The sequence below is a fragment of the Bradyrhizobium sp. USDA 3262 genome, from assembly GCF_054060035.1.
In genome coordinates, this window is sequence record NZ_JBSSCT010000001.1 from 5,396,636 (window position 1) to 5,423,489 (window position 26,854).

Below are 26,854 nucleotides of genomic sequence, written 5' to 3' on the forward strand. Positions count from 1 at the left end.
CCAATCAGTTAGTAGGACGGCCTAACCTTATGTCCACTGCCGTCGGCCCTTCCCTATTGAAGCGGATCCTAAAGTTAACTTCCTGACCAATTTCCAATTCGTCAAAGACATCGGCTTCCGAAGCGGAACGGTGACCGAAAATGTCGTGTGGGTAATGAGGGCTCTTCACAAAAAGGAAACGTTCACGCCTCCTCTCAATACGACCGACGTAACGGCCGGCCTCTTCAGTAAAGACATTCTCCTTCGACGGAGCTAGTTGACGAAATCCCTCGGGAGCGCGCCGATTGATCTCCTCGAAGAGAGATATCGCTCCTGGCAGGTCACCTGCGAAGAACAGGAATTGCGCCAGGTTGAAGCGCGCTTCGAAGTTATGGTCTTCTGGTGCGAAGCTTCGCCGCAAATGCTCCTCCACGACAGACCGCTCGTATGCAGGCTGACGCAGATAGTGGATTGCGAGAGACTGATGCACGGCTTTGTCGTCTTCGTTTCGACCCAAAGCCTCGCGTAGAACTTTCAGTGCGTCGTCGGGTCGCTTCCGAGCTGCATACATGTGAGCCAGCCTCAGGGCTGCCCCTGATCCCCTAGGGCCAGCCTTCCAGGCATGCTCTAGAGCTCTCAGCGCCTTATCTTCTTGATCAATCTCTCGCCTAAAGCGAGACTCGGTCTGAAACAGATCAGGATCATCAGGATGAAGCTGTTGCGCTCGTGAAATTGCCGCTTCGACGTCTCGTACCTTCTCTGCGAAATGCAATAATTCATGGGACTTTGACTCGTCGCTCAGCTCGGCATTTAGCTCAACCAATTCATCGACAAGGATCTTACAGCGCGTGGACAGAACGAAGCGATCGTTAGTGGGAAGGCCTTCCAATCGCGATCGCGCTCTGCGGCGGAGAGACTCTCTCATCAGAGGAGAGTCTTCCGCATTTGCGCGTTTCCGATCGACTTCAGCTTGCGTATGCGCAATGCTTCGATTTGGTCGCTTGTTCTTTGAATCCGCTTGGCGAGCGATCTCTGCTAGCCGCTCTGCTTCTAAAAGCGAGCCGTCTTTGTGGTTTGACTCGAAGATGGCCCACTGCTGGTAAAGAAAGGGTTGGTCCGGAGCAATTGATGTCGCGGCCTCGTAGATCTCGCGGACCTCTGTAGCCCCCGCAAAGGCCTCGGCCAAGGTGCGCCCCTTCGTGATTTCTTCGAGCGCTCTTCTGTCCGAAGAGTAACCCAAATCTAGCCCATCGATTAGCCGTCTGAACTGCTTAGATCGTGAAGCGTCGTCTGGACAGACCTGACGAAACATGATCGTCGCCACTCGCGCGTGGCGCGTCTTGTAGGCGTAATCGCCGGTGTAACGGTCTTGCTCGACCTTCACAATATCCTGGAGCGGCCCGAAAAACTCTGTCTTATAGTCTTCAAGCTCAATCCCAGAGATTCTGGAGATCGTACCCGCCCGTACTTTCACGCCGAACTGGTGCATCGTTGCGATGTCCAGATAGAGCTGTCGAGCACGCTCTGGGTGAATCCGGGAGTGCTCGTTCATGATGATCTCTTCGAACGGCTTCCCTTGGGTCAGCTCATGTAAAGCGACCAGCAGCTGGCGATCAGCTCGTTCCTTTTCCATGAACGCATCAACCTGCTCTTCTCGACTTCGATCTTTAAGCAAGCCGAGACAGTCGTGCCTCTCAAGCAGATCGAGTAGGCCCTCGACCTCATCGCGCGATAGATTGCCAACGCGTAGGAAGTGCGGCGTAAACTCATCCTCAAGCGCCACACAATAGGTATTCCAGTCCGAATCTCTCTCTGCCCCGACAACTACGATCGGCACCGACCGAGCCTTCGCCGCTTTGAGCAGCGCGTATACTTTGTTCATTTGGAGCGCGACCTGATCCACGAACACGTAGATGGGCCTTTGGGTGAGGCTATGCAACTCAACGAATACGTCAGGCTTGAGTGCCCCGCTCTCTTCCAGCCAAAGCACCAGTGCATTGGAGGCCGTGGCAGCCTCGAACGCCGTGCGCTTAAGTGCGATGGTCTTTCCGGCCCCCGCAGAGCCTCGCAGCATCAGCAGCAAAGGACCTTTCGGAGATTCATTTTCTAGCAGCGCTTTGAAAAGCAGGTCCTCCTCAACTTTTCTTCGAACATCAAGCCGGTCCGCTATCGCCCCCCAGCCGGTATCATATCCTTCGTAGAACTGCTTCGGTTTTTGTTCCGCCACGGGCATGCCAGCATGCACGAAAGTCAGATCCGTACCCAAAGCATCGCGAACTTGTTGCGTTTCCTCAGATCGAACGACGTAAAACTTTCTGACCGGAAACTCGCCCACAGCATCGGACGGCGCAAAAGCTCTGAACAGTGGAGGAATCGAAGCGTCGAGTGCCTTCATCAAATCAAGGAAGCGACACTTCAGAACTCCGACATTTTTCGTCGCCCAGAAGTCAATGTCGTAGTCCTCTGCGTCGGGAGTAACGATGAACCATCGTGGTCGCCGATTGGACTGTAAGTTATAGATCAGCTCGCGGACGTGAGCATCGTCGAGACGGTATCCGATAAAGATGAGCGTGTTCTCTCGAGCGTGATCTTTCAGTCGATTGAACAGTCGAGTGCGATGCTCGGAGTACGCTGCGTACTGTTCTCGCGAGAGAACCAGTGGCACATCAGAATCGTGGAGGTGGTCCAAGCAACCGTGTAGCTTCAGATATTGGACAGGATTTGAAACCGCTTGCAGGCGCTCCTCGATCGGCTCGTCATCCTTCACGAACCGGACAAGGTTTTGACGCCGCTGCGGTTCTTCATATGCGCGCTCTAGAAGGAGATCGTAATTCGTCGTGGCAATCATGTTCCAATTGAAATGGGTAAGCAGCCGATGCGCCTCGCCAGGTTCAAACTTATCGAAGGCCTCCCGAACGACTTCGAAGACTCGAGCTTGCCCTCCGCTAGTGGCCACGGCCATTTCTGCGACTGCCATGACGTCACGGTGGCTCATGTCTCTGTTGAAGAAGCGCGTAGCAAGAATGTCTCGAAGCTGATTCGCGTCCGGTGGCCTGGCCTTGGCAGCGTTGGTAGCTTCCTTGGATGCGCCCGCTCCCAGAAACGGAATTGCTCTCCTACTCTTCACAGCTTCGATCAGCTGGAAAGAAAGCTCCAATGCGTGCGGTGAAGTCTTTGCCACATAGCCCTCGTATGAGCCGACGCCGGCTCGACAGATGAATCGTGCAGTCCGAAGTACAGTTAGGTGCGGGGATCGACGAAATATTCAAGTGTGGATAGCCAACATCCTACTTCAAGGTTGTATAAGATCAAGTTGTCGCTTGACAGTTGGCGGCTCGGCCTGAGCTAGGCAGCCGAATCGTCGCGCGAAATGGCGCTTTGACTGCTGCAAGGAATAATGCTCGCCTTCCAGCCCTTTGATTTGATGTATTGCCGCGCCTGGTCGTCACTCTTGCCGACCAGGTATTTGATGATTGGCGCAGCGCGCCGCACCACGCCATCGCTCTCGAAGCTGGCAACGAAGTGCGGAGCCACGACGCGGACATGCGATTCGGCCGATGCGTCGATGATGGCATGCGACACTTGGTGTTGCGGGTGCAAAAGACGAATTGCTCGCTATTCACAGACGGTTAGTATCGGCGATCGTATCGGTCGCGGGGGAGGGCAAAAACTTAAGCAAAAATAGCTACGTAGAAGATACCGGCGGCAAGCTGCGGGCCGAAGTGTGGCCGGCAATCAACCCGCGGCGACTCCTCTTCTGGGCTGTCGATGGATGTATGAGCGGTTATGACCGGTGCATCGTGGAGAGATACCGTTTCCTGGACTACAATCTAGCCTTGTTCTGAAGGGGAGCGCGATGCAGGAGAAATCACCTCCAACTATGACCGCTCGGCCCGCCGTGCTTCAAAATCTCGATAGCCGGAGTGACGCCGACCTGCTTACCATCTTCAGTAATTGCGTCCGCGTCCTCGCGAAAGGCGAGAACGAAAATGCGCAATTGGTTGTCGCCGCCATCGAGAAGGAGTGGCTGCGTCGCGCGCAGGCCTGGAGCGGTGATGCTCGTCCAAGCGAGGGAATGCTTGCCGCCCTTGGTTATCACGTGGGCAATAACGGAGAGTCGTTAGCCGTTCGGCGCCGAATCCTAACACATGTCATAGAAGGAGAGCTTCCGATTGTCGGCTCGGTCGCATATACAAGCGAGTGGGGCGGGCCAGGCACGCAAAAGCGCTTTGAAAAACTCCTCCGCGTCTTGTCGAACATGGTGGAGAGCGCTCGAAACAATCCGAGCAAAGGCTCAGCTATAGCTCATTGGCAGGCAGATATGGACTGGTTGACAGAAGAGTATCTCGCGCCTGATTCGGAGTAGCAGAAAAGGCAGCCCGCCCGCGCGATTGGTGGCCAAGCTGAAGTCGCGTTTCAGTGCAGCCATACGACTTTTGGTGGTATACGCGCTTGTCGCGGGAAAAAAGGTTAGACTAATTCGGTTGATATGTGCGACTCGTCACAATCGGTCAGCCCGGCGAAGGGGCCGGCCAAGATCGCCCCGGCTAAGGAAATCGAAGTTGAGGCGAAACAACGCGAAACTTGAAATGCATCTTGGGGCAGAAACGATATGAACCCGGTCGAAATCGAAGAAGCGATTTCGGCTCTCGCTGAGCTGCCATTCGACCTCGTCGAGTTTCCATTCGCTTTCCTCCAGGCGTTCGGGAACAAGGATACGACGATCAAGCGGCTGCGGTCGGGCACGTCTAACAAGTCCGATCTGGGCGGCGTCCTTCAGACGAACAATATCCACATCGCGGTCTGTCCGCCGGGCAACGTCACGAAGACCCTTACCGCGCTCAAGGCCAGTCCGGCAACAGCCAAGGCGAAGGCGCGATTCATCCTCGCAACCGATGGGACGGACTTCGAGGCCGAGGACCTGGAATCGGACGATTCGCCGATTGCCTGCGCCTATCGGGATTTCCCGGACCATTTCGGTTTCTTCCTGCCGCTCGCCGGTATCACCACCGTCAAGCAGGTACGCGATAGCTCTTTCGACATCCGGGCCACCAGCCGCCTGAACCGCCTCTATGTCGAGCTTCTCAAGGATAACCCGGATTGGGGAACGGTGCAGCGCCGTCCGGACATGAACCATTTCATGGCGCGGCTGATCTTCTGCTTCTTCGCCGAGGACACCGACATCTTCAACGGGAAGCGTCTGTTCACGGGTACCATCGAGCGGATGAGCGCGCGAGACTCGTCCAACACCCATGACGTGATCGGCGAGTTGTTTCTCGCCATGAACACGAAGATCGAGGATCGCGACGCGGCAAAAATACGAAATTGGGCTGGCGCATTTCCCTACGTGAACGGAGGGCTGTTCTCAGGCAACTTGGAAGTGCCGCGCTTTAGCAAGATCGCGCGCTCCTATCTTCTTCACATCGGCAATCTGGACTGGACCAAGATCAACCCGGACATCTTCGGCTCAATGATCCAGGCGGTCGCCGACGACGACGAGCGCGGCGCGCTCGGCATGCACTACACCACGCGTGCCGAATATTCTGAAAGTACTCAACCCGCTGTTTCTCGACGACCTGCGAGCACGGCTTGTGGAAGCAGGTGACAATCCCCGCACGTTGCTCAACCTGCGCAAGCGCCTATCGAAGATCAGGGTGTTCGATCCGGCGTGTGGCTCGGGCAATTTCCTCGTCATTGCCTATAAGGAGATGCGGGACATCGAGGCCGAGATCAATAAGCGGCGTGGCGAAGCGGACCGCCGTACTGAAATCCCGCTCACGAACTTTCGGGGCATCGAGCTACGCGACTTTCCGGCCGAGGTTGCGCGCCTCGCCCTCATCATCGCGGAGTTTCAATGTGATGTGCTCTATCGTGGACAGAAGGAAGCTCTTGCCGAATTCCTGCCGCTCGACGCTCAGAACTGGATTACGTGGGGCAACGCGCTTCGGCTGGACTGGCTCAGCATCTGCCCGCCGACGGGTACGGGCGTCAAGCACCATGCGGATGATCTGTTTCACACGCCCCTGGATCAGGCACAGATCGACTTCGAGAATGAGGGGGGAGAAACCTATATCTGCGGCAATCCGCCTTATCTCGGCTTCACTTGGCAATCGGCAGAGCAGAAATCAGAACTGCAAGCCATATTCGAGGAACGGACAAAAAGCTGGAAGTCCCTCGACTATGTTGCCGGCTGGTTCATGAAGGCAGCCGACTACGGCACACAAACGAACGCTGTAGCAGCCTTTGTGTCTACCAACTCGATTTGTCAGGGCCAGCAGGTGCCGATCCTCTGGCCACTGATCTTCCAAACTGGCCACGAGATTACGTTCGCGCACACATCATTCAAATGGGCAAACCTTGCGAGCCACAAGGCCGGCGTCACCGTGGTGATTGTTGGGATTTCAAATCACGCGGGCAGGCTGAGACGACTGTTCTCAGTTGCAGATGACGGAAGTGCCGTTGCCAAGGAAGCGGAGCACATCAACGCCTATTTGGTGGTCGGGCCGGATGTGATTGTCGAGAAGGCAAGCCGGCCAGCTCAAGGCTTGTCGCGTATGGATTTTGGCAACAAGCCCGTCGATGGAGGGAACCTTCTGCTTACGTCAGGAGAGCTTTCAGATCTTGGCCTGACGGCGGACCAGCATGCGCGGTTTATCCGCCGTATCTACGGATCGGCGGAGTTTATTCGCGGGTCGGAGCGATACTGTTTATGGATCGAGGACGCGCACCTTGAAGAGGCGATGCAAATTCCGGGCGTTCGACAGCGAGTCGATGGTGTTCGGGCCATGCGACTTGCAAGTCGGGACAAGAGCGCGAACGAAATGGCCGTCCGCGCCCATCAGATGCGGGAGATGAATATCGGGGTCAAAGATACAATTTGTGTGGCAGCTATTTCCTCCGAAAATCGTCCGTATCTCCCTTGTGGGCTCTTGGGTGATGATCAAACCGTTACGAACAAGATGTACGCCCTCTATGATGCCCCCCTTTGGAACATGGCGCTGATTGCGTCGCGCCTGCATTGGGTCTGGATCGGCGCAGTCTGCGTTCGACTGGAGATGCGCTTCTCTTATTCCAACACGCTGGGCTGGAATACTTTTCCTGTGCCGACCCTCACCGAGAAAAATAAAGCCGACCTGGCTCGTTGCGCTGAGGGCATCTTGCTGGCCCGCGAGATGCATTTCCCGGCGACGATCGCCGAACTGTACGATCCCGACGCCATGCCCGCCGATCTGCGCGAGGCGCACGAGCGCAACGACGAAGCGATTGAGCGCATCTATATCGGCCGCCGCTTCCGCAACGACACTGAGCGGCTCGAGAAACTGTTCGAGCTTTACACCAAAATGACCGGATCATCGGGGCCGGCCAGAAAACGAAGGGCGGGGGCAAGCGCATGACCGACGAAAAGAAATCAGTCCCCTCCGTCTCAGTTTCTTATTCCCGCAACGGTACCTCGACCAAGGCCAACGCGCTTGGCATGCGGCCGATGCAGGAGCGCGCCTACGAAAGGCGCGGTGAACAGTATCTTCTCATCAAGTCGCCGCCGGCCTCTGGCAAGAGCCGAGCGCTCATGTTCATCGCCCTCGACAAGCTCCAAAATCAAGGGCTCAAGCAAGCGATCATCGTCGTGCCGGAGAAATCTATCGGCGCGAGCTTCCACGACGAGCCGCTGACCAAGTTCGGCTTTTGGGCCGACTGGACCGTTGCGCCCAAATGGAATCTCTGCGACGCGCCCGGAAACGACAATGGCGGCAAGGTCAATTCTGTCGGCGCTTTCCTTGATGGCGACGACAAGGTGCTAGTCTGCACCCACGCTACTTTCCGCTTCGCGGTGGACAAGTTCGGCGTCGAGGCGTTCGACGACCGGCTGATCGCCGTCGACGAATTTCACCACGTTTCGGCGAATCCGGACAACAAGCTCGGTCTACACCTCGGCGAGTTCATCGCCCGCGACAAGGTTCACATCGTCGCGATGACCGGCTCCTATTTTAGGGGCGATGCCGAGGCCGTGCTGGCCCCGCGCGATGAAGCGAAGTTCGATACCGTCACTTACACGTATTATGAGCAGCTCAATGGCTACGAATATCTCAAGCAGCTCGACATTGGCTACTTCTTTTATTCGGGCTCCTATGCCGATGATATCCTGAACGTGCTCGATCCGGCCGAGAAAACGATCATCCATATCCCGAGCGTCAACTCCCGCGAAAGCACGAAGGACAAGATAAAGGAGGTCGAGCACATAATCGAAGAGTTGGGCGCATGGCAGGGGCCCGACCCCGCGACTGGCTTCCAGCTGGTCAAGACACCGGCCGGCCGCGTGCTCAAAATTGCCGATTTGGTCGACGACGATTCCGCGAAGCGTGACCGTGTTTCTGCCGCACTAAAAGACCCAGCGCAGAAGAACAACCGCGACCATGTAGATATCATCATCGCTCTAGGCATGGCGAAGGAGGGCTTCGACTGGATTTGGTGCGAGCACGCGCTGACGGTGGGCTACCGATCGAGCCTCACCGAGATCGTGCAGATCATTGGCCGCGCGACCCGCGACGCTCCGGGCAAGACTCGCGCACGCTTCTCGAACCTGATTGCCCAACCGGACGCCGCCGACGAGGCCGTCAGTGAGGCGGTGAACGATACCTTGAAGGCGATAGCGGCGAGCCTGCTCATGGAGCAGGTGCTTGCGCCCCGCTTCGAGTTCAAGCCGAAGAACCCCGCGAGCGGCCCGGTAGAAGGGTTCGACTATGGGGATGGGGGCTACGACCCCAACAAATGTAATGTCGGCTTCAACGGAGACACTGGGCAATTCCAAATCGAGATCAAGGGTCTGACCGAACCCAAGAGCAAGGAAGCGGCGCGCATCTGCCATGAAGACCTGAACGAGGTCATTGCCGCCTTCGTTCAGGACAAGACCGCCATCGAGCGGGGCCTATTCGACGAGGAGCTGGTGCCGGAGGACCTGACCGTTGTTCGCATGGGCAAGATCATCAAGGACAAATATCCAGAACTCGACGAGGAGGATCAGGAGGCGGTGCGCCAGCACGCCATCGCCGCCCTGAACCTGACGCAGCAGGCCAAACAGATTGCGCTAGAGGGAGGGGCAGGCGGCGACCCCGAACAAAGCGCCAACACCGCCCTGATTGACGGCGTGCGCAGGTTTGCGATGGACGTCCGCGAACTCGACATCGACCTTATCGACCGGATCAATCCGTTCGGCGAGGCTTACGCTATCCTCGCCAAGACGATGAGCGAGGACAGCTTGAAACAGGTGCAGGCGGCGATTTCCGCAAAGCGCACGAGCCTGACGCCCGACGAAGCGAAGGAACTCGCCGTGCGCGCCGTCAAGTTCAAGAAGGAGCGAGGGCGGTTGCCTTCCATCAGTTCGACCGATGCATGGGAGAAGCGGATGGCCGAAGGTGCTGCCGCCTTTGTTCGCTTCAAGGACGAGGGCCGCTATGAGTGATCTCGACCTTGACGAACTCCGATCCGAACTCGACGATTTCGCCCAGCCGGAGAAGAAGGGCGGACGCTCAGCACGCGAGGAGCGCATCATCGCCGGGTTTGAGGAAGTTCAGCGATTTGTGAAGGAGCATGACCGCCCCCCTCACCATGGCGATGACCGTGACATATTCGAGCGCCTCTATGCCGTGCGCCTTGACCGGCTACGCGCGCTTGCAGAATGTCGTTCGCTGCTTGCGCCGCTCGACGATCAGGGGCTGCTGGCCGGAGCGGAAACCGTCGCCGCCGCCCCGGCGGATGAGATGGACGAGGACGAGCTGCTCGCCGAGCTGCAAGGTGCGGCGGGGGCATCGGACATCACCGAGCTTCGACATGTCCGCGCCAGTGCCGAAAAGCGTGCCGCCGAGGAAATCGCCAATCGCGAGAAATGTGAAGATTTTGAGAAGTTCAAGCCGCTATTCACGCAGCTCCAGAACGACCTGAATTCGGGCGTTCGGACAACCCGGCCCTTCGTGAAGGATGCCGGGTTCCTGAAAGCCGATATCACCGAGGGGCAGTTTTTCATTCTTGGCGGTCAGATTGCCTACGTCGCCCACGTTGGAGAAACTTTCAAAGCCCCGAATGGCGAGCTTGATGCACGTCTGCGTGTGATCTACTCCAACGGGACCGAGAGCAATCTGCTGCGCCGGTCCCTCCAGCGGGCATTATATAAGGATGAGGCCGGAAGGCGGATAACCGAACCCACCGCTGGTCCTCTGTTCGCCGATGAAAACGATGACAGAGACCTAGCGAGCGGGACGATCTATGTCTTGCGCAGCAAGTCCGACCATCCGGTGGTCGCAGCCCATCGCGATGTTCTGCACAAGATCGGCGTGACCAGCGGGGAAGTGGAACGACGTATCGCAAACGCGAAACTCGACCCTACATTTTTGATGGCCGATGTGGAGGTCGTCGCGACTTACGAACTCTACAACATCAATCGCACTAAGCTCGAAAACCTCATCCACCGCATCTTTGGCCCGGGTCAGCTCGATATCAAGATCAACGATCGCTTTGGGAATCCAGTGATTCCACGCGAATGGTTCCTTGTGCCGCTGTTCGTCGTCAACGAAGCAGTTGATCGGATCAAGAACGGAACGATCACCGACTACACGTATGATCCGAAATCGGCAGCATTGGTGCGTGTAGCCTGACTTGATTGATGCCATGATCCTCGCGAATGTTTCATAGTCGGCTCCTGAACCACTCTTTGATGAACGCATCTAGCTTCGGTGCGTATTTCGGGAGGCGCGAAAGGCCTGTTCCTATGCCGTCAGACGGGACGACCACTGTGCGGCCACGATCCAGGGCTTGCTGAACCACGAGCAGATCGCGCTCCACCAGCGCCTTGCAGGCTGCGGTGTCGTCAAAGAATGCCCCGGGGGACATGCTTGGTGCCCACTTGGTGACGACGCCGATCGAGTTCGGCTCTCCTCGCATTTCTTTGGCCTGTCCGGCAAAGCCGGAGCGCTGCACGTTGTCGCCAAAGACGTAGAGCTTGTCCCGGTTGTTTCGCAGGTCATTGCGGGTGATCCATTGTTGAAACTCGATCGGCATCTGATTGCTCCTTACGAGGCTGAGACCCAGGCGCGGATGCGGCTGCGCGAGTAGACGGCCTCGCTGACACGTCCACCGTGGTTCCCGCTGATGACGATCGGGTCGCCCTTGGCCGTGAAGCCCGAGACGATGCCGACGTGCCCGCCGCCGCGGCGGCTCATGGTCACGACGGCTCCGACCTGGGGAGTGATGCGCTCGTGGCGCTCCCAGGAGAGAGCGCGGTCATCGACGTCCTGCGCTCCGGTGATCTTCCGGAGGAATGCCGAGCACCACAGGGTGCTGCGCACGCCGACCTGGTGAGAGGCCTCGCCGATGAACTGGCGGGCGCGATCGACGACGCCGACGCCTGCGTTGAAGCCGCTCTGGAAGCCAGACGTGAAGGTGTCGCCGAACGACGACTCCTGCACATGTTGGCGAACGGCGACATGCTCCACGACGCGGGTGTGCGCATGCCGGTGATGATGGTGGTGGTGACGATGCCTTGGACGTGCTTCTGCGGCCGAAAAAGACAAAGCGATGATCGCGGCGCCGACGAGCGCCGTGCTCAGGGTTCTCATTTTTGGGGTAGCTCCGTTTGAGGTAGATCAGACCGCTGCGTTGCGAGCGGCGATCCGTTTGCGGTCAGCTTCGACCGCGGCGTAGGTAGGCAGCTTGGTCCAGGCGTCTTCCGGCGGATTGCCCGCGCCGACGACCTGATGCCCCTGATTGAAGAAGAAGCGAGCTTGCTCTTCAGTCAGATCTGCAACGGCGCTGTCGGCCGCCGTGCGGATTCGGATGGAGTAGGTGACCGTGCCGTCGTCCTGCCGCTTCGACTGGAATGCGACTGGGCCGGCTTCGATGTGAACGGAGTTGATGTCGATGGTCGTCATGCTGCGATCTCCTGATCGGCGTTGAACTTCGTGATTTCGTTGCCCCAGGAGTCCCAGCCGGGACGCTGCTCGCGGCTGAAGATGTCGGCCTTCGGATAAGGCCCAGCCATCTTCGCGGCCTCGACGTAGCCTTGCTCAGGCTTGCGTGAGTGCTCGCGGCGGGGTTCGAGGATTGCGGAGCGGATGTCGCGTGCGTGGATCTTCGGCTTGCCGACTTTCCCGATCAGGAAGGGCTCATGGCAGTTGCGGAGCGCGTAGCCTGTGCCGAAGGTTGGCTTGCTGCCGTCCTTGACCATCTTCACCCAGGCGCCTTGGGTGACGTAGGTGACGTTCCAGCGGACGAAGCACTCGCGCGCCTGGTCGTACATCGGCGCGGTGGCGTAGAGCCAAACCCACATGCCGTCGCGATGCGCGAGGCGCTCGATGTCCAGCTCGAAGATCTCTTCGAGTGTCATCGTGTCGTAGTGCTGCTCGGCGGACTTGCCTTTGCCCTTGGCCGAGTAGGTCTTGAACGCCCACGGCGGGTCGATCTTCGCGAGCCCGTAGTGGTTCTCTTTCAGCGGCGAGAGGTTGAACGTCGGCGCCGGCAGGATGGGGAAGGGTCTGATCTGCATTTTGCTCTGTTTGCATTCACGCAAACGACAGGGCGCACGTATCCCGTCGATGCTGGGGTCAAGCTACTTGGTGGCTTCGGCGAGGGCGGCGCGTCCGGCGTCGGTGATCCGGAACTGGTTGCCGTAGGCCGGGTGCCGCTCCTTCACGAAGTAGCCCAGCTCGGCCAGCTTCTCGGTGGATTTCTGCTTGAACAGACCCCATCCACCCGGGCGGCCGGCGGCGTCCTGCAGAGCTTCGATCTCTCGTTTGTTCATGATGTCCTCAGCGTGGTGTGACGGTGACTTCGATCTCGCGACCGATGTAAAAGGCTCGCTTGTTCCGGTCGGTCATTGGAACGTTGACGAGGATGCTCATGAAGGGCTGCCATTCAGCGGCGCCGACCGCCTTCCCCTGAGCGGTTACGCTCAGCTTGTCGCCCCTGTCGCTCGCTTCCAGTACGTGTGCATTGATCTTCACTTCTTCTCCTCTCGCCACTTCTTCGCTTCAGCGGTCAGCCGTTTATCGATGATCTCGTCGTCGCTCTTGGCAGTGATCGCCTGCACCAGCAGGCCATCCGGCAGCACCGACTGGCAGGGCTGCTTCTTGTCCGGTCGCTTGCAGGAGGGCTCGGTGAGCTTCTCGCGGATCACGAACATCTCGCGGTTGGGTCCGAAGCGCTCGATCAGGCCGTCCTTGCTGAGGCGGCCTTCGCGGTCACACTTCGAACACTTCACTCGGACATAGGGCAGCGGCCAGGCGCCGAGCTTCATTCGACCTCCGTCGTGTTAATCAGTGCCCAGGACACGCCGGCCTCGTCGTAGAGCTGTCCGGCGTCGCGCACGGAGGCGGCCCAACGCTCCTTGAGGTGCTCGGGCAGTTCGGGGGCGACCACGCGCTTGATGCCCGCCTGGATGACGTGGAGGGAGCAGCGTTTGCAGGTGATGAAGGGCCAGGTGTAGAGCGTGTAGCCGTGCAGCGGCTCGCGAGCGGTGAGGATCGCGTTGATCTCGCCGTGGACAACCAGGTCATACTTTACCTCGCGGTTGTTCAGGCGCTCGTCGGTGTCGGCGATCCCGCGTGGGAAGCCGTTGTAGCCGAAGGACGCCATGGTCCGGTCGGGGCGGACGATGACGGCTCCTACTTTCGTGCTGGGGTCTTTTGACGCGGTGGAAACAGCCTGCGCGACCTTGAGGAAATACCGATCCCAACGCTCCTGCTTGAGGCGTGCGAGTTCCTGATCACGATCGGTCGGCAGGAAGGTCTTCAGCCATGCGGCGAGACCGGAGTTCGCAACTCGGGTTGCCAGAGAGTCAGCGATGCTGACCAATCCGCCGTCCCGCAGAAACGCGGAAACATGCGGAAATACTGGGGTAACCTGCGGTCTGGAACCCGGCACAATCGACTCTCCATTTGCTTTATGTTGTTTGCATTAACGCAAACACAATGGCGTGACAAGAGGGGTCACCCAGATTTTGCATCGTCTCAAATTCAGACAGCTGCGACAGAAACACCGAAGAACACAGGCTTTTGTTGCAGGTGTGGGATTAAGGTTACCGTAGTATAACGGGGAACCATTCCCCTTGCGTCAGGATGCAAATGCTAATAGCGGTCTGCGCATAAAGCCGGCTCGCCGTGGGCCCGGGAACGAGAAACCTAAAAAGAATATGAAAACGTCGTTTGAATACCGCTCATACGTCGTCAGTTTCGACGGGGTGGCCTACCGAGCCGATTCCTCTGACGGGGAACCTTTTGCAATCAGATCCAGGAACGTGCTGCGCGTCACTCGCGCGATCGACACGCTGTGGAATGCCCTTGAGGGGAAGATTCCCGCGCCTGCGTGGCTGAGTAGCTCGGCCGATATCATCGACGTGGACGCTGCTTCTGAAGCAATGGTCGTGGTCGATCGTTCCGCGACACCAGTGGTCCCTTCGTTCCCGATCGCGCCTGTTTCTGTGGCGTTACAAGCCGTGGCCTGAGGCGCTCGATGACCACCATTTACCGCAACTACGATGTCCTGAAGCTCGGAGACGCCTTCATCGGCCAGTCGAAGGATGACGAGAGCCTGATGATCTCCCGCAGTCAGGCACGTCTGATGAGCGCAATCGACCAGATGTGGGACGGCCTCGAACGTGGCGCCGCTCCAGCCTGGTTCTCCGGCAGCAGCGCAATTGATCTCGATGCCGTCAACATCGTCGATGAGAAAGACGCCCCTGAGTCAACGCCATCGGAGACCGATCCGCCGGCCGCGAGGGAGTGGCGTATCCCGTATTGGATGTTCGGTCTCGCCGCACTCAGTGTGTCCGCGCCAGTGGCGTATGCGATGGACTTCCTTCAGATCGACGCCCGGATCGACGTAATGCTCACCCTCGCGGTGTGCGCCATCTCGATTGCCTTCGGCAGGGGCTACGCTCTGGTCATTGCCGGCATTTCCGGCTTCATCGTCAACTTCTTCACGATCGATCCGTTTTTTACCTTTACGTGGCCGACCGTCAGCGAGATCCTCAACGCCTTTCTGAACTTCGCAGCTGCCTGGGCGATGCCGCTGATCGTTACGACTGCAGAGCGGTTTCGACCGTCAAAGGGGTGATCCCGTACGCGAGGCACCGCTTCGTCATGTCAGCGGTGCCGGCTCCGCCAGGAAAGCCAACGGCGCAATTCGGCCGACCTTCGCGCAGCATCCGCTCGTTGCGGAATGGGCCCGCAGCTGCGTCGTATAATTTCCCACGCCTGTTCCTTCTCACCACAGCTCCAGGACGATCGACGTTGTCCCAATCGGCCGGGTAGGGATCGACCGCGATGTTGCGGTCCTCAGCCCACTGGCGAGCCAGCAGATCGGCTCCCGACATTTCCCCCTCAACGATGCAGGTGATCTTCCTGCGCGCATGGACGGCGTCGAGAACGCGATACAGCGTGCGTTCGTCGCGATAGTCCCGGCCACCGAAGACGACCACGCGGTGGTTCGCCTTCAGCAGGATCGAGTCGCCATGGCATCGATGCGGCGCGCAGAAGCAGACGAGGTCGCAGCCGGCGAGGGACGAAACGTCCAGCTCGGGAAGCTGTTCGCACTCGAACTTGTTGCAGACCTGGTCACGGTCGCCATCCTTGCCGATGACGAAGCGGTTGCCCCACGGGGAGCCGCGGCCGATGTAGATCGCGCCAGGGGGAGCGTCCCTGTGGTGCCTGTTGTAGACTCGAGGTGCGGACATCATTGATCCTTCCGCCACGGGTTTTGCTTGCCCGTTCCGCCGAATTGCTCGTCCCAGTTCCATGCGTTGGAAGCACGATCCTCTGCGGCATTGAGCGCGTCCTTGACCTTCTCGTAGATCGCTCGCTCTTCGGCGGGGAAGGAGCGGTAGGCCTCGTTTCGCGCTGTTGATTTTGCGTAATACAGCTCCTCCGCATCCCGTTCCTTCTGCCTCTCCTCAGGGGTCATCTTGGATAGGCGCTCGTTGTCGCGAGCGATCTCTCGACGCGCTCGACCCGGATTGTTGTGTCCCATTGCCGCGTGCTCAGCGCTTCATGTCACAGGTGACGAGGGAGCCCTTGAAGTCGAAGTCAGCGACGCCCTTAGTGGCGGTGCAGAAGTCGAAACCAACCCCATCCTTCTCGGCGTGCCACCCGGCCTTGCCACATTCGGTCTCTTTGATCTTGTAGGTGGTCCCCTTCCAGTCGAGCGTGTTCTTGGTGTCGTCGACCTTCAGTTGGCTCGTGCGCCCGTGTTCCTTGCAGGCGTAGACGTAGGTCGCGGCTTCAGCCTGATTGGCGCCAAGGGCGAGAGCGACCAGCAGTAGTTTTTTCATTCCCAGTTCCTCAATTCATGCCGGTGGGGCCGAGTCCGAGTGCGGTCAGCCTTGCTTTGAGCTGCTCGTCGTTCTCGTCGGCCTGGCGCTCGGTCTCGTAGCACTTGGCTGTGTAATCGAGATTCTCGCCGTGCAAAGGCTCAAGCTGCCCTTGGATGGTATCCAGTTGCAACTGTCGGCGGAAATCATGCGCCGGGAACGATCGGCTCAACCGAAGTCCCGGGTTGGTGCAGACCGCTTTCACCTCGCCGCCACCGACCTCCGTGGCCTTGAAGTAGATCCCGGAGAAGAACTTCATGCCCTCCAGTTTTGCCATTGCCATGCCGGCGATACGCCCGACCAAATCCGTGTTGTCTGTCACTTCAAGCTCCTAAATCATTCTTCAGCCAGCTCAGCTGCTGGCCCATCATCAAACCCTCCATGGGAACCGTGACCCAGTCGAAGCGCACCTCCAGCGCCTCCATCAGGAATCGCCGATAGCTCTCTCCCGCTAGGACATGTGCCCAGGTGCCTTCAAGTCTCCGTTCGTCGATCTGGCCGATCACGCGCTTGGTCCACGCGAGGCGATCCGCCGTGCTCATCCTGTTCAGGGTTCGCTCGTACGGTTTGACGAGCGTCCCGGGCTCGATCAGGCCGTATTCCGCCGACAGGATGAACCAGCGCTCCGCGTTCCTCCGGGCCCACTCCCTCGCCATGCGAAACCACGGTGAGATGTAAAGGTGCTCGGCCAACTCCGGCGTCGACGACTTGGTCTTGACGCAGGAGACGAATGCCACCCGCGTCATCACGACCTCTTCGGCGGCGCCGGCCGCTTCATCCAGTGCGTCGGCCTGACGTCGGGGGACAGCGGAAAGCTCGGAGACAGGCCGCCACTCGGATACCAGCCGGGCCTGTTCGGCGGCCGGTGCTGCAAGATGACGTCTGTCACGCGCCCCTGAAGCATCGGCTGGCCGCGCTTTACTGGGTAGGCGTCCGGGCAGTAGAACTTTACTATGCTGTGATCGGCGTCCAGGCCCGTGCTCCCGATCCAGATGTCGACCACGGCGTTGGTCGGCGCCGTCTCAATCGGCTGCCACTCGCTCATCTTCTCGTCCATCGCATCTCTCTTTCTCAACGCCTCGATTTCAGACTTGGTCGGCTTGGGCCGACTCCACGGATTCGGGCTCAACGCTTCCGGAGCAGTCCCCGAAGGGGTTTGGCAGCTTCAGCATCGAGTTCTGGAAGCTGGCGAGCGCTTCCTTGGCCGCCCTGGGTGCAGCTGCGCCCAATTGCGTTACGACCCGTTCCAGCGAGTGCCAGTCGCCGATCACGGGCTGCTCCATCAATGCGTTCGCCTTGGCGTGCAGGTCGGCATTGCCGCGCTTGGTTGCTTTCCGGGACATCAGCGGAACTCCTTGCAGGCGCCGCCGCTACGGAACGTCCCGGACGGGCAGGCCGTGCCGGGGATGTACGGGTAGGCGCGGGGCGTGTCCTTGTGGAGCGCCTCGCATTTCTTGCCGAGACCGACGTATCCGGTCGGGCAGGCGCCAGTCCTGGTGATGGTCTCCCTGCCGTTCTTCGGAACGGGGTAAGGGGTCTCAGCCCACGCCGCCGTCGTCAGCAGCAGCGCGATCAGTGTGATGGTGGTCTTCATGTTCGATTCCCTTCGCGGCCTCCCGTGCTCGGCGCCGCTCCTTGATCCTTCGGATGGTGTCCTTGACTTGCTCGATCTCGCCGGGACGCGCTCTTCTGGTTGATGGCCCAGAGCGGAACGGTTCGAAGGGGATGTAGTCGCTGTCGTCAATCAGCTGGCCCATAGCTTGTCTCCGATGATGTCGGTCAGTGCATTGGCCAGAACGCCCTGCACCTCAGTTTTCTCTTTCAGCATGTCGTATTTGTCGTAGACCTCGGTCACGTCGCCGTTGACGTGGTCGAGGGTGGCCTTGACGCAGTCGCGGGGTGCGCCGGCCCGGCGGGCGATCGTCGCCGCTGTTCGGCGCAGGTCGTGCGGCGTGAAGTGCTCCATCTTCAGGAACTCGCGGATGCCGATGCGGCCCTGCTTCGGGCGGCCGGTCAGAGCCTGCGAGATTGAGTTCCTCAGGATCGGAATCTGGTCGAGCTGCTGGGCAACTCGCTTCTCCGCATTCTTGAAGCCCTGCTCGAACGGCGTCGGGAACAGCGCGATCTGGCCTTCTTCCGTGATGGCCTTGGAGATGATCTTGCCGGCGATGCCGTTGACCGGAACGATCACCTCGCGGCGCCGCTTCACCCGGATCTTCGGGATGTGCCACTGAGGTTCCTTGCCCTTGAGGCTGTGCATCTCCGTGAGCAGGGCGCCCGCCGCCTGGCCCGGTCGCACCATGGTCGACAGGATCAGCCTCAGCGCGCCGCGGACGGGCTCCTCGGCGGGCAGGTCGGGATCGTAGAGCCCGTGCCAGAGCATCTTGATCTCGCTGTCGTCGAGGACGCGCTCCCGCTTGTGTTCCTGGCCCTGCAGCGGCAGGTCAGCCAGCGGGTTGACGTCGACGTATTTCCGGCCGGGGAGCTTCGCCCACTTGAAGACCTGGAACAGCTTGGACTGGGTCCGGTTGGCCTGGACGGGGGTGTCCTTGGCCTTCTTCTCCAGCCAACTCATGATCTCGTCGTCGGTCAGACTCCTAATCGGCCGGCTGCCCCATTTCTCGCGCGGCTCCTTCAGCAGCTGGATGTCGTTCTTCCAGGAGTCCAGGTTCGGCTTGGAGTAGTTCTCGATGTACTCGTGGCAGACCTCCTCGAAGGTCTTGGTCGCCGTCGTCGCAGCAGCCGCCACCTCAGCCATCTTGGCGAGGCGAGGGTCGTCACCCTTCCGCCGGTCGCTGCGATAGTCACGCGCCTTCTGCCGGGCCTCCTCCAGCGAGACCTCGGGGTAGGCGCCGATCGCGACCCAGATGTTTTGCTTGGTGCCGGCGACCTTGTAGTTGAAGGAGAAGGTCTTGGCGCCGGACTTCGTCACCCGGAGAACAAGCCCGGGGACCTCGGCATCGCGGAAGACAGCGCGATCAGCGTCGGTGATTTTTACCGTCTTGAGGAAGACGTCCGTTAGTCGTTTTTTCATGGTGCAGTCCTGCAAACTCGAGTTGATTCTCGGGGAAGCCCGGCTTCCCATTCTGCAGGATTGCTTAAATGCAAATGCAAATGCTGACAAAGTCTAAATGCACCAAATCAACGACTTAACGTTTGCAGCTTGTGTCAGGTCTTCGTCTAGAATGCAAATAAATTTGTTTTGGGTACTGCAGGTCGTTGGTTCGAATCCAGCTGCCCCGACCATCTATCTAGTTGAGCCTACTAATAAAAGTAGAACGGCTCCTAGCCCAGGTCCAGCTCCATTCCTCTTGAATCGCCACCGTCCACGCCACGATTCTGCATTTTAGCCGATTCATGATATTGTGATGCTTCGGGGTTGGACCACGAGATATGGGGTTCCCACGGAGGACGGCCTTGGCGACTTTTATCTATAAAACGGACGAAACCCTTGAAGCGATCGGCCGCGATTTCCTCGCGAAGCTGGGACTGGACGGACAGCCAAATCCGGACGTCATGACGATCTTCGCGAAGGTCAAGCACGGCAATCACAAGTTTAATTACCGCCGTGTAGCGGACAAAGAGATGCCCGACTCGGAAGGCGACTGGAATTCGGACGAATCCGAATTGCGGATGCGCGAGAGCATCTTTGTCGGCATGAACCGGGGGGAAGCCTTTTGACGAACATCGGTGCGGCGCTCATGCTTGTAGTAGTTGTCGCAGGCGAGGCGTCTGACCAAATCGACAAAACGCTAGGCCATATTGATTCTGCGATCGAACGAAGCGCCAAAATTGCCGGGCATATAAAGGATGCGTACAAAATGATCGAAAGCTGGCGGTCGAAGCCTGCGCAGATCGAAGCTAAGCCCGATAAAGAACCAGCAGATGGGGGAGAGGTCTGACGCCGCTAAAATGCAAAAACCGCCCCGCGATGTTCGTGATCGGCGCGTGCTCGGCATTCGCGTCTGACTTGGTCCGCAAATCGCGGTCAGTTGGCACCCCCAAATAGCAAGCGCGGGACCGAAGCCCCCCGCGCTCCACTGCTCGCAACTTCAGCCGCCCGGGCGCTGACGAGATCAACGAGTCGGCGGGTTGTAGCGATCCAGGATCACGGTTCTTGAGCCACTCTCCGGCGGTCGCGAGATGGGGTCGTCGAATTTGTGATAGCGGTCGAACTGCTGCTGCTCATCGCGCAGATGTGGCGCTTCTACAGACGAGTAAGCTCTATTTGCACCGTTCCAGTGATCAAATCCCGACACGACGCAACCCCGTCTTGATTCAGATGCAGGTTGGTTAGCATCGTTGTGGGGGTATCTCTGTATCGCCGTGGCAACACCACCAGCAATCCGCGCGACATGAGCACACGGATTGTTTCTATGGCTCTCCGTGCGTGAACAGCGTTCTGGCACGGGTAACCAGGCTTCGGCCGAGATTGTCTCGCCTGAGGCAACAACGCCGCCTGGACGGAATATGCTCGTCCAGACGGCGCCGTCGAAATACTGGGCCCTGAAATCCCCAGTGCCAATGGGTCGTACGGGCGCGGGATAGGTTCAACGTTGCGCCGCCTTGCCGCAGTCCAAGCCACGACATCGTGAGCTGCGATCTCGAGCGGATGTGGCTTGCCGATAACGCGCGCGCGCTGGCAGGGTGGTTCGACCCGACAAGACCAATCCGCGAGAAAAGCACCATGGCGCGCAGACTGATCGATATCTCCGTTCCCCTGCAGAACGACGTTCCGGCCGATCCGCCCGGCAATCATCCGACCATCCAGTATATCGATCACCAGCAGGGTCTGCCGCGCATGCTGCAGTTCTTCGATGGACTGAAGGCCGATGATTTGCCCGACGGGCAGGGCTGGGCCGTCGAGCAGGTCTCGCTCTCCACCCACAACGGCACGCATCTCGACGCGCCCTGGCATTTCCATCCGACCATGAACCGCGGCGAGCGGTCCTGGACCATCGACGAGGTGCCGCTGGAGTGGTGCTTCCAGCCGGGCGTGAAGCTCGACTTCCGGCATCTGCCTGATGGCTACGTCGCGACCGCCAAGGATGTCGAGGCCGAGCTGAAGCGCATCGGCCACGCGCTGTCGCCGCTCGAGATCGTCGTCGTCAACACCAGCGCGGGCGCGAAATACGGCCAGCCCGACTACGTCAATTCGGGCTGCGGCATGGGCTACGAGGCGACGATGTATCTGCTCGAGCGCGGCGTGCGGCTGACCGGCATCGACGGCTGGAGCTGGGACGCGCCGTTCGTCTTCACCGCGAAGAGATACGCCGAGACCAGGGACGCCAGCCTGATCTGGGAAGGCCACAAGGCCGGGCGGCACATCGGCTACTGCCACATCGAGAAGCTGCACAATCTCGAGCAGCTGCCGTCGACCGGGTTCATGGTGTCGTGCTTCCCGGTGAAGATCGAGCGCGCGTCGGCGGGCTGGACGAGGGCGGTCGCCATCCTCGACGGCTAGGCGCGCCGGGGTTGTGATCGGCCAGCTTCGGGAACCGGTGGACAGGCTGTGCATTACGGCGGGTTGTTGCGGCACGGCTACAGCTTGAGGCAGCCGAATCTGCTTTCATGCACGCAGTAGATGCATTGGGTGATCGGGCCGCCGGCTCGTCCTCGCGTCCCGATTTCGGAAGCGTTCTCTCCCGTGACTAGAGCCCCGGCGTCTCCGGGGCTCTTTCTTGCGTGCCGCAGCTGAGCCAAGCCCGGCAGGTGAACCAACCCCCAAAAAGCAAATCAGGTGCGTCGGGACCGACGCACCTGATTTCATGTCTTCAATATCGCTTGTGTCGACCGGGCGGTTGTTACCACCGGCAAACGCGAACACCACGCGGGGTCCACCAGCAACGGGGACCGGCGTAACCGCCGTAGCCATAGCCACGGCCATATCCATATCCGCGGCCATAGCCCCACCCGCGACCGCGACCCCAGCCGCCGCCGCGATAGCCCCAGCCACCGCCGCGTCCGCGCCATGCTTGCGCAGGCGCTGTGGTGACGCCGACCAGGATGGCAGAGGTGCTTGCGACATAGACGAACAACAAAGCGACTGCTGCTAGGCAACGAGTCAGGATATTGTAGCGTTTAGTCATTCTGAAGATCTCCAGTCCACTTCCAAACATCTGAACTGATGCTGGCTGTCTCGCTTAGACGCGCGACACCGGCATTCGGTTCGTGCATGCTAAGACAATATTTTCACTAAGGTTCTTGCGAGCTTTAACGACTCTATTGAGACCAACAGGTAAGGTCAAGTTACAGTCCCGCCTGCAAAGGATACTGTCGTTGCTGCGCTCATCTTGTCGTTCATCCGCCGTTCATTCTGTTCATCTTGCGTTGGGCCGATTTGATTTGTGCATCGCAGAAGCAGAGATTTGAGAACCTCGGAAAATGCCGGCGAGAACTTGAAGTCGACACGATCCTGTTCTCTCAGCGTTGCTGTATCCTTCCAAAGAGTGCCCATGCCGAAACAACACACTTACGTCCTTGGTCTCAACGTCTACGACCATGACGTCAGCGCCTGCCTGCTGCGTGACGGCGCGATCGCCTACGCGATCTCCAAGGAGCGCATCACCCGCGAGAAGCACGCCTCCGGCTTCTACAAGGAAGTCGTCGACTACTGCCTGTCGGCCGAGGGCATCACCCTCGACGACGTCGATCTCGTGGTGCGCAACAGCTACATCCTGCCGGTGCCCGAGATGGAGGAGCGGATGCTCCACCAGGACATGCCGGGCTTCCTGCCGATCGCCGAACGCAACGAGGCAATCAAGCACCCGCTGTTTCGTTCCAAATCCGACAAGGTGGTGTCGATCTCGCACCACCTTGCGCATGCCTACAGCGCGTTCGCGGTGTCGCCATTCAAGGACGGCGTCGTGATGATCGTCGACGGCGTCGGCAATTATCAGGCCGACGCGATGGAGTCCTATCCGCAGGATGGGGCATCGCCGCTGGCCCGCGAGTCCGAGAGCTATTACAGGTTCGACGACACCAGGCTCGAATGCCTGAAGAAGGTCTTCATGGAGCCGTCGCGCGGGCTGTTGTCGGACGAGTTCTACAACATGCCGGGACTGGGGGCGCTGTACAGCCGGGTCTCGACCTATGTGTTCGGCGACTGGAACAAGTGCGGCGAGTTGATGGGGCTTGCGCCCTATGGCCGCCGGGAGCAGGTCGGCCATCTGCTCGAGATGAAGGACGGCAAGCTGCACGTGCCGTTCTGGGGCGCCGAGAACCAGCAGCCCTTCGTGCTCGACAGCGGCAGCTGGGACAAGAGTCCGGCGATGCGGCACTGGGAGGACATCGCCTGGCGGGTGCAGGACGACACCGAGAACGTGTTGCTGGCGCGGGCGCGCTGGCTGCGCGAGACCACGGGGGCGAAAAATCTCTGCATCGCCGGCGGCGTCGCGCTGAACTGCGTGGCCAACGGGCGCATCGCGCGCGAGTCAGGTTTCGAAAACATCTGGATCCAGCCCGCCGCCGGCGACGACGGCATCGCGATCGGTTGCGCCTATTACGGCTGGCTCGAAGTGCTCAAGCAGCGCCGCTCGTTCGTGATGGACCACGCCTATGTCGGGCGGCGCTACAGCGACGCCGAGGTGGCCGCCGCGCTGCAAAGCTTCCTGGTGCGCATCCAGATCGACGCGAAGCGCAGCGACAATATCTGCCGCGACACCGCAAAGCTGCTCGCTGACCAGCGCGTGATCGGCTGGTTCCAGGACCGTTCCGAATTCGGTCCGCGCGCGCTCGGCAACCGCAGCCTGATCGCCGATCCGCGCAAGGCCGAGATGAAGGACATCCTCAACAGCCGGGTCAAGCACCGCCAGGCATTCCGGCCGTTCGCGCCGATCGTGCTGGCCGAGCGCATGAAGGAGATCTTCGAAGGCGAGGAGGACTCGCCCTACATGCTGATCGCAAAGCCGGTGCGGCCGGAATGGCGCGACAGGATCCCGGCGATCGTGCATGTCGACGGTTCGGCGCGGGTGCAGAGCGTGCGGGAAGAGACCAACCCGATGCTCTACCGCCTGCTGAAGGAGTTCGAGGCGCTGACGGGCGTGCCGGTCCTGATCAACACCTCGTTCAACGTCAAGGGCGAGCCGATCATCGAGACGCCGCAGGACGCGGTCAGCTGCTTCCTCACCACCGGGATCGACCACCTCGTGATGCACGACACCCTGGTGTCGAAGACCGCCATGCACAAGGTGGTCACGCCCGTGATGACGACGTTCGGCGACGTCGCCACCATCGTCTCCTCGACGACGCAGGACACCAGCCGCGGCGGCGGCTGAAACTGATTACGCGGGTGTCGCCGGTGCCGCGGGCTTCGCCGCCGGCGGCTTGACCGGCTTGTCCTGCCGCTTCGACCACGAGATGTAGTAGGCCACGATCGTCATGATCGCGATGCCGGAGATGCTGACGAAGATCTGCGCGAACAGCGAGCCCGAGCTCATCGAGAGCTCGAAATGTCCGACAAAGGACAGGAACACGCCGACGCAGAACACCGCCAGCGACTGCTGGCCGCAGACGATCAAGGGATCGAACACCTTCCACTCCAGCGCCGCCCAGTCCTTCGGGATGAAGCGGATCACCAGCACCGTGATCACCACGAAGTGCAGGAAGCGATACGGCGCAAGGTTGGTCTTGTCGTTCGGGTTGAAGGCCGAATAGAGCCAGTCCGGGAACATGGCGCCGAAGTCCGGGAAGCGTCCGGCCATCGTCATGATCAGCGCGAAGATCATATAGGCGATGCAGAACCACAACGTGTAGCGCGAGTTGATGATGCCCATGTTGTTGCGTGCGCCGCCCATCGCGCACCACGAGCCGAACACGAACAGCACCTGCCAGGCGAACGGATTGAAGTACCAGCTGCCGGCCGGGTAGGCCGGCAGGTTCCAGCCCTGGTGGCGCGACAGCAGCCACAGCACGAGCGAGGCTGCCATGGTCCAGTTCGGCCGCCGCAGCATGAACCACAGCACCGGCGGGAACAGGCCCATCAGCACGATATAGAGCGGCAGCACGTCGAGATTGACCGGCTTGAATTTCAGGAACAGGCCCTGGCGCAGCGTCTCGGTGGCGTTGTCGACGAGGCCGGCGACGTTGAACTCGTTGATGATCTCGGAATCGCCGAAGCGCAGCGCCAGATAGCTGATCGAGGCGATGTAGATCACGAACAGGATGATGTGGGCGACGTAGAGCTGCCAGACCCGCTTGGTCAGCCGGGTGGCGCCGACGATGAAGCCGCGTTCCAGCATCATGCGGGCGTAGACGAAGGAGGCGGTGTAGCCGGAGATGAAGACGAACAGGTCCGCGGCGTCGCTGAAGCCGTAATTCCGCGTCGTGATCCAGTTCACGACATTGTCGGGGATGTGATCGAGATAGATCGCCCAGTTCGCGACCCCGCGGAACAGGTCGAGCCGGAGGTCACGTCCTTTTTCGGGCAGGGTAGCGTGGATTTCCATGGGGCGCCGCTTCCTCGAGGTGATGCTTGTCGAGAAGATCGCGCCGCGGGCCCAGGGGACTGCTAAGGGAGCCTCCCGGGGCCAGATTGTCACAGCGCGGTAGAATGACTATACCGGTCCGGCGAAGGCTGCCTCCGAGATCCGAGGAATCACCGATCAGATCGTTGATAGGTGTCTCTATACTATCCCGGCGGTTTCCTTCAAATCGCTTCCATGTCGCACATCCCACGGGGCCGACCATCCATGACCGCACGCATTTTTAAGCCCGCCAAAAACGCGATGCAATCGGGACGTGCCAAGACCAAAGAGTGGCAACTGGACTACGAGCCGGAGCAGCCGCGCTCCGTGGAGCCCTTGATGGGCTGGACCTCGTCCACCGACATGAAGCAGCAGCTGACGCTGCAGTTCGAGACCAAGGAAGAGGCGGTCGCCTATTGCGAGCGCAAGGGCATCGCCTACCAGGTGATCGAGCCGAAGGATTCGGCGCACCGCCAGATCGCCTATGCCGACAATTTCGCGTTCCGCCGTTGGGAGCCTTGGACCCACTAAGGTTGGACCCACTAAGCCCTGACTAGCGCCCGGATCAGCTCGCCGCGGGCGCGGCGAGGGCGCCCGGGATCGGCAGCGGCGCGTCCTTGGAGACGCCGAGCACCGGAAAGCTTCTGATCTTGCGCACATTGGGCAGGCCGGCGAATTGCAGCAGCTGCTGGCGCATGTCGTCGACGCTGGGCGCGACGCATCGGAGCATGAAGTCGGCATCGCCCGAGATCCGCCAGCATTGCAGGAAGCGCGGCACGGCCGCCACATCAGCCTCGAACGCCTCGATCGCGCTCAGGGTCTGGCTGTCGAGCTGGATCAGCACGAAGGTCGTCACCTCATAGCCGAGCAGCCGTTCGTCCAGCGTGGCACGGATCGCCTGGATCACGCCGCGGCTGCGTAGGGCGCGAACCCGGCGCAGGCAAGGCGGGGCGGTGATGCCGACCCGCTCGGCGAGCTCGTTGATCCTGATCCGGCCGTCCCGCTGCAACTCGGACAGGATCCGCAGATCGATGTCATCGAGCTGTGGGCGCTCGGTCAC

At 59.9% G+C, this 26,854-nt stretch carries 32 protein-coding genes and 1 pseudogene; 11 read left to right on the top strand and 22 right to left on the bottom strand.

The annotated features are described in order from the left end of the window. Positions 1–4: 4 nt before the first annotated feature. Positions 5–3,160, bottom strand: coding sequence for a P-loop NTPase (locus ACVWYP_RS25190; protein ID WP_456684207.1), 3,156 nt, complete (start codon positions 3,158–3,160; stop codon positions 5–7). A 164-nt stretch (positions 3,161–3,324) separates the two neighbouring features. Next, a complete protein-coding gene (locus tag ACVWYP_RS25195; protein WP_456684208.1) occupies positions 3,325–3,561 on the bottom strand; it encodes a hypothetical protein in 237 nt (78 codons plus the stop codon). Positions 3,562–3,835: 274 nt separating this feature from the next. Between ACVWYP_RS25195 and ACVWYP_RS25200 the strand changes: the two genes are divergently transcribed. The 4 genes and pseudogenes from ACVWYP_RS25200 (at position 3,836) to ACVWYP_RS25215 (ending at position 10,625) form a co-directional block, all read left to right on the top strand. Further along, complete coding sequence (locus ACVWYP_RS25200) at positions 3,836–4,345, top strand: hypothetical protein (protein ID WP_456684209.1); 510 nt, start codon at positions 3,836–3,838, stop codon at positions 4,343–4,345. A gap of 246 nt (positions 4,346–4,591) precedes the next feature. Further along, positions 4,592–7,373: pseudogene (locus ACVWYP_RS25205) on the top strand (class I SAM-dependent DNA methyltransferase). After that, positions 7,370–9,436: a DEAD/DEAH box helicase gene (locus ACVWYP_RS25210; RefSeq protein ID WP_456684210.1), complete on the top strand. Its 2,067-nt coding sequence runs from the start codon at positions 7,370–7,372 to the stop codon at positions 9,434–9,436. Before ACVWYP_RS25205 ends, ACVWYP_RS25210 begins: the two are co-directional and overlap by 4 nt. After that, positions 9,429–10,625 (top strand): GIY-YIG nuclease family protein, encoded by a 1,197-nt coding sequence (locus ACVWYP_RS25215; RefSeq protein ID WP_456684211.1) that lies wholly within the window; start codon positions 9,429–9,431, stop codon positions 10,623–10,625. Before ACVWYP_RS25210 ends, ACVWYP_RS25215 begins: the two co-directional genes overlap by 8 nt. Before the next feature lie 31 nt (positions 10,626–10,656). Here ACVWYP_RS25215 and ACVWYP_RS25220 read toward each other — a convergent pair whose 3' ends face one another. The 8 genes from ACVWYP_RS25220 to ACVWYP_RS25255 form a co-directional block, all read right to left on the bottom strand. Then, positions 10,657–11,028, bottom strand: a complete 372-nt coding sequence (locus ACVWYP_RS25220; protein WP_456684212.1) for a DUF7831 domain-containing protein — start codon at positions 11,026–11,028, stop codon at positions 10,657–10,659. A gap of 11 nt (positions 11,029–11,039) precedes the next feature. After that, positions 11,040–11,585, bottom strand: coding sequence for a CHAP domain-containing protein (locus ACVWYP_RS25225; protein ID WP_456684213.1), 546 nt, complete (start codon positions 11,583–11,585; stop codon positions 11,040–11,042). A 27-nt stretch (positions 11,586–11,612) separates the two neighbouring features. Next, complete coding sequence (locus tag ACVWYP_RS25230) at positions 11,613–11,897, bottom strand: hypothetical protein (protein WP_456684214.1); 285 nt, start codon at positions 11,895–11,897, stop codon at positions 11,613–11,615. Next, a complete protein-coding gene (locus ACVWYP_RS25235) occupies positions 11,894–12,511 on the bottom strand; it encodes an MT-A70 family methyltransferase (RefSeq protein WP_456684215.1) in 618 nt (205 codons plus the stop codon). The genes ACVWYP_RS25230 and ACVWYP_RS25235 overlap by 4 nt, the downstream gene beginning before the upstream one ends. A 63-nt stretch (positions 12,512–12,574) precedes the next feature. Next, positions 12,575–12,766 (bottom strand): hypothetical protein, encoded by a 192-nt coding sequence (locus ACVWYP_RS25240; RefSeq protein ID WP_370143572.1) that lies wholly within the window; start codon positions 12,764–12,766, stop codon positions 12,575–12,577. Between the two features lie 7 nt (positions 12,767–12,773). Beyond that, positions 12,774–12,968 (bottom strand): hypothetical protein, encoded by a 195-nt coding sequence (locus tag ACVWYP_RS25245; RefSeq protein WP_304486830.1) that lies wholly within the window; start codon positions 12,966–12,968, stop codon positions 12,774–12,776. After that, positions 12,965–13,261: a hypothetical protein gene (locus tag ACVWYP_RS25250; RefSeq protein ID WP_456684216.1), complete on the bottom strand. Its 297-nt coding sequence runs from the start codon at positions 13,259–13,261 to the stop codon at positions 12,965–12,967. Before ACVWYP_RS25250 ends, ACVWYP_RS25245 begins: the two co-directional genes overlap by 4 nt. Further along, on the bottom strand, positions 13,258–13,818 hold the full coding sequence (locus ACVWYP_RS25255; protein ID WP_456684217.1) for a deoxycytidylate deaminase: 561 nt from the start codon (positions 13,816–13,818) through the stop codon (positions 13,258–13,260). The genes ACVWYP_RS25250 and ACVWYP_RS25255 overlap by 4 nt, the downstream gene beginning before the upstream one ends. A 337-nt stretch (positions 13,819–14,155) precedes the next feature. On the opposite strand from ACVWYP_RS25255, the gene ACVWYP_RS25260 reads away from it, so the two are divergent. Together ACVWYP_RS25260 and ACVWYP_RS25265 are read left to right on the top strand one after the other, a co-directional pair. Continuing rightward, the gene (locus ACVWYP_RS25260; protein ID WP_456684218.1) at positions 14,156–14,467 is read left to right on the top strand and encodes a hypothetical protein; all 312 of its coding nucleotides are present in this window, start codon (positions 14,156–14,158) and stop codon (positions 14,465–14,467) included. An 89-nt stretch (positions 14,468–14,556) separates the two neighbouring features. Next, entirely contained in the window at positions 14,557–15,078 is a 522-nt protein-coding gene (locus ACVWYP_RS25265; RefSeq protein WP_456684219.1) for a DUF4118 domain-containing protein, read from the top strand. Here the strand turns inward: ACVWYP_RS25265 and ACVWYP_RS25270 are convergent. Genes ACVWYP_RS25270 through ACVWYP_RS25315 form a run of 10 tightly spaced genes read right to left on the bottom strand, consistent with a single transcriptional unit; the run spans position 15,041 to position 19,364 of the window. Further along, positions 15,041–15,700 (bottom strand): SLOG family protein, encoded by a 660-nt coding sequence (locus ACVWYP_RS25270; protein ID WP_456684220.1) that lies wholly within the window; start codon positions 15,698–15,700, stop codon positions 15,041–15,043. The two genes, ACVWYP_RS25265 and ACVWYP_RS25270, sit on opposite strands and share 38 nt — an antisense overlap. Beyond that, positions 15,697–15,990 (bottom strand): hypothetical protein, encoded by a 294-nt coding sequence (locus ACVWYP_RS25275; protein WP_456684221.1) that lies wholly within the window; start codon positions 15,988–15,990, stop codon positions 15,697–15,699. The genes ACVWYP_RS25270 and ACVWYP_RS25275 overlap by 4 nt, the downstream gene beginning before the upstream one ends. A 10-nt stretch (positions 15,991–16,000) precedes the next feature. Then, positions 16,001–16,291, bottom strand: coding sequence for a hypothetical protein (locus ACVWYP_RS25280; RefSeq protein WP_456684222.1), 291 nt, complete (start codon positions 16,289–16,291; stop codon positions 16,001–16,003). 10 nt (positions 16,292–16,301) lie between these two features. Next, complete coding sequence (locus ACVWYP_RS25285; protein WP_456684223.1) at positions 16,302–16,652, bottom strand: hypothetical protein; 351 nt, start codon at positions 16,650–16,652, stop codon at positions 16,302–16,304. A gap of 1 nt (position 16,653) precedes the next feature. Next, positions 16,654–17,076: a DUF6884 domain-containing protein gene (locus ACVWYP_RS25290; RefSeq protein ID WP_456684224.1), complete on the bottom strand. Its 423-nt coding sequence runs from the start codon at positions 17,074–17,076 to the stop codon at positions 16,654–16,656. Continuing rightward, on the bottom strand, positions 17,076–17,387 hold the full coding sequence (locus tag ACVWYP_RS25295; protein WP_456684225.1) for a hypothetical protein: 312 nt from the start codon (positions 17,385–17,387) through the stop codon (positions 17,076–17,078). Before ACVWYP_RS25295 ends, ACVWYP_RS25290 begins: the two co-directional genes overlap by 1 nt. Positions 17,388–17,415: 28 nt before the next feature. Then, positions 17,416–17,673, bottom strand: coding sequence for a hypothetical protein (locus tag ACVWYP_RS25300; RefSeq protein WP_456684226.1), 258 nt, complete (start codon positions 17,671–17,673; stop codon positions 17,416–17,418). After that, a complete protein-coding gene (locus tag ACVWYP_RS25305) occupies positions 17,673–17,924 on the bottom strand; it encodes a hypothetical protein (RefSeq protein ID WP_456684227.1) in 252 nt (83 codons plus the stop codon). Before ACVWYP_RS25305 ends, ACVWYP_RS25300 begins: the two co-directional genes overlap by 1 nt. Beyond that, complete coding sequence (locus ACVWYP_RS25310; RefSeq protein WP_456684228.1) at positions 17,869–18,087, bottom strand: hypothetical protein; 219 nt, start codon at positions 18,085–18,087, stop codon at positions 17,869–17,871. The genes ACVWYP_RS25305 and ACVWYP_RS25310 overlap by 56 nt, the downstream gene beginning before the upstream one ends. After that, positions 18,075–19,364 (bottom strand): tyrosine-type recombinase/integrase, encoded by a 1,290-nt coding sequence (locus ACVWYP_RS25315; RefSeq protein ID WP_456684229.1) that lies wholly within the window; start codon positions 19,362–19,364, stop codon positions 18,075–18,077. The genes ACVWYP_RS25310 and ACVWYP_RS25315 overlap by 13 nt, the downstream gene beginning before the upstream one ends. 383 nt (positions 19,365–19,747) lie before the next feature. Here ACVWYP_RS25315 and ACVWYP_RS25320 point away from each other — a divergent pair, with 383 nt between their 5' ends. The 4 genes from ACVWYP_RS25320 (at position 19,748) to ACVWYP_RS25335 (ending at position 24,606) form a co-directional block, all read left to right on the top strand. Next, positions 19,748–20,011 carry a hypothetical protein gene (locus ACVWYP_RS25320; RefSeq protein ID WP_304495277.1) on the top strand — a complete coding sequence of 88 codons (264 nt, stop codon included), beginning with the start codon at positions 19,748–19,750 and terminating at the stop codon, positions 20,009–20,011. Continuing rightward, a complete protein-coding gene (locus ACVWYP_RS25325) occupies positions 20,008–20,232 on the top strand; it encodes a hypothetical protein (protein ID WP_304495278.1) in 225 nt (74 codons plus the stop codon). Before ACVWYP_RS25320 ends, ACVWYP_RS25325 begins: the two co-directional genes overlap by 4 nt. A 785-nt stretch (positions 20,233–21,017) precedes the next feature. After that, on the top strand, positions 21,018–21,794 hold the full coding sequence (locus tag ACVWYP_RS25330) for a cyclase family protein (RefSeq protein WP_028342096.1): 777 nt from the start codon (positions 21,018–21,020) through the stop codon (positions 21,792–21,794). Between the two features lie 991 nt (positions 21,795–22,785). Continuing rightward, positions 22,786–24,606, top strand: a complete 1,821-nt coding sequence (locus ACVWYP_RS25335; protein WP_304495279.1) for a carbamoyltransferase family protein — start codon at positions 22,786–22,788, stop codon at positions 24,604–24,606. A gap of 6 nt (positions 24,607–24,612) precedes the next feature. Here ACVWYP_RS25335 and ACVWYP_RS25340 read toward each other — a convergent pair whose 3' ends face one another. Next, a complete protein-coding gene (locus tag ACVWYP_RS25340; RefSeq protein ID WP_304495280.1) occupies positions 24,613–25,776 on the bottom strand; it encodes an OpgC domain-containing protein in 1,164 nt (387 codons plus the stop codon). Positions 25,777–26,019: 243 nt separating this feature from the next. Here ACVWYP_RS25340 and ACVWYP_RS25345 point away from each other — a divergent pair, with 243 nt between their 5' ends. Continuing rightward, complete coding sequence (locus ACVWYP_RS25345) at positions 26,020–26,325, top strand: ETC complex I subunit (RefSeq protein WP_016846428.1); 306 nt, start codon at positions 26,020–26,022, stop codon at positions 26,323–26,325. Positions 26,326–26,359: 34 nt separating this feature from the next. On the opposite strand, the gene ACVWYP_RS25350 is transcribed toward ACVWYP_RS25345, so the two are convergent. Continuing rightward, positions 26,360–26,854, bottom strand: coding sequence for an Lrp/AsnC family transcriptional regulator (locus ACVWYP_RS25350; RefSeq protein WP_028332152.1), 495 nt, complete (start codon positions 26,852–26,854; stop codon positions 26,360–26,362).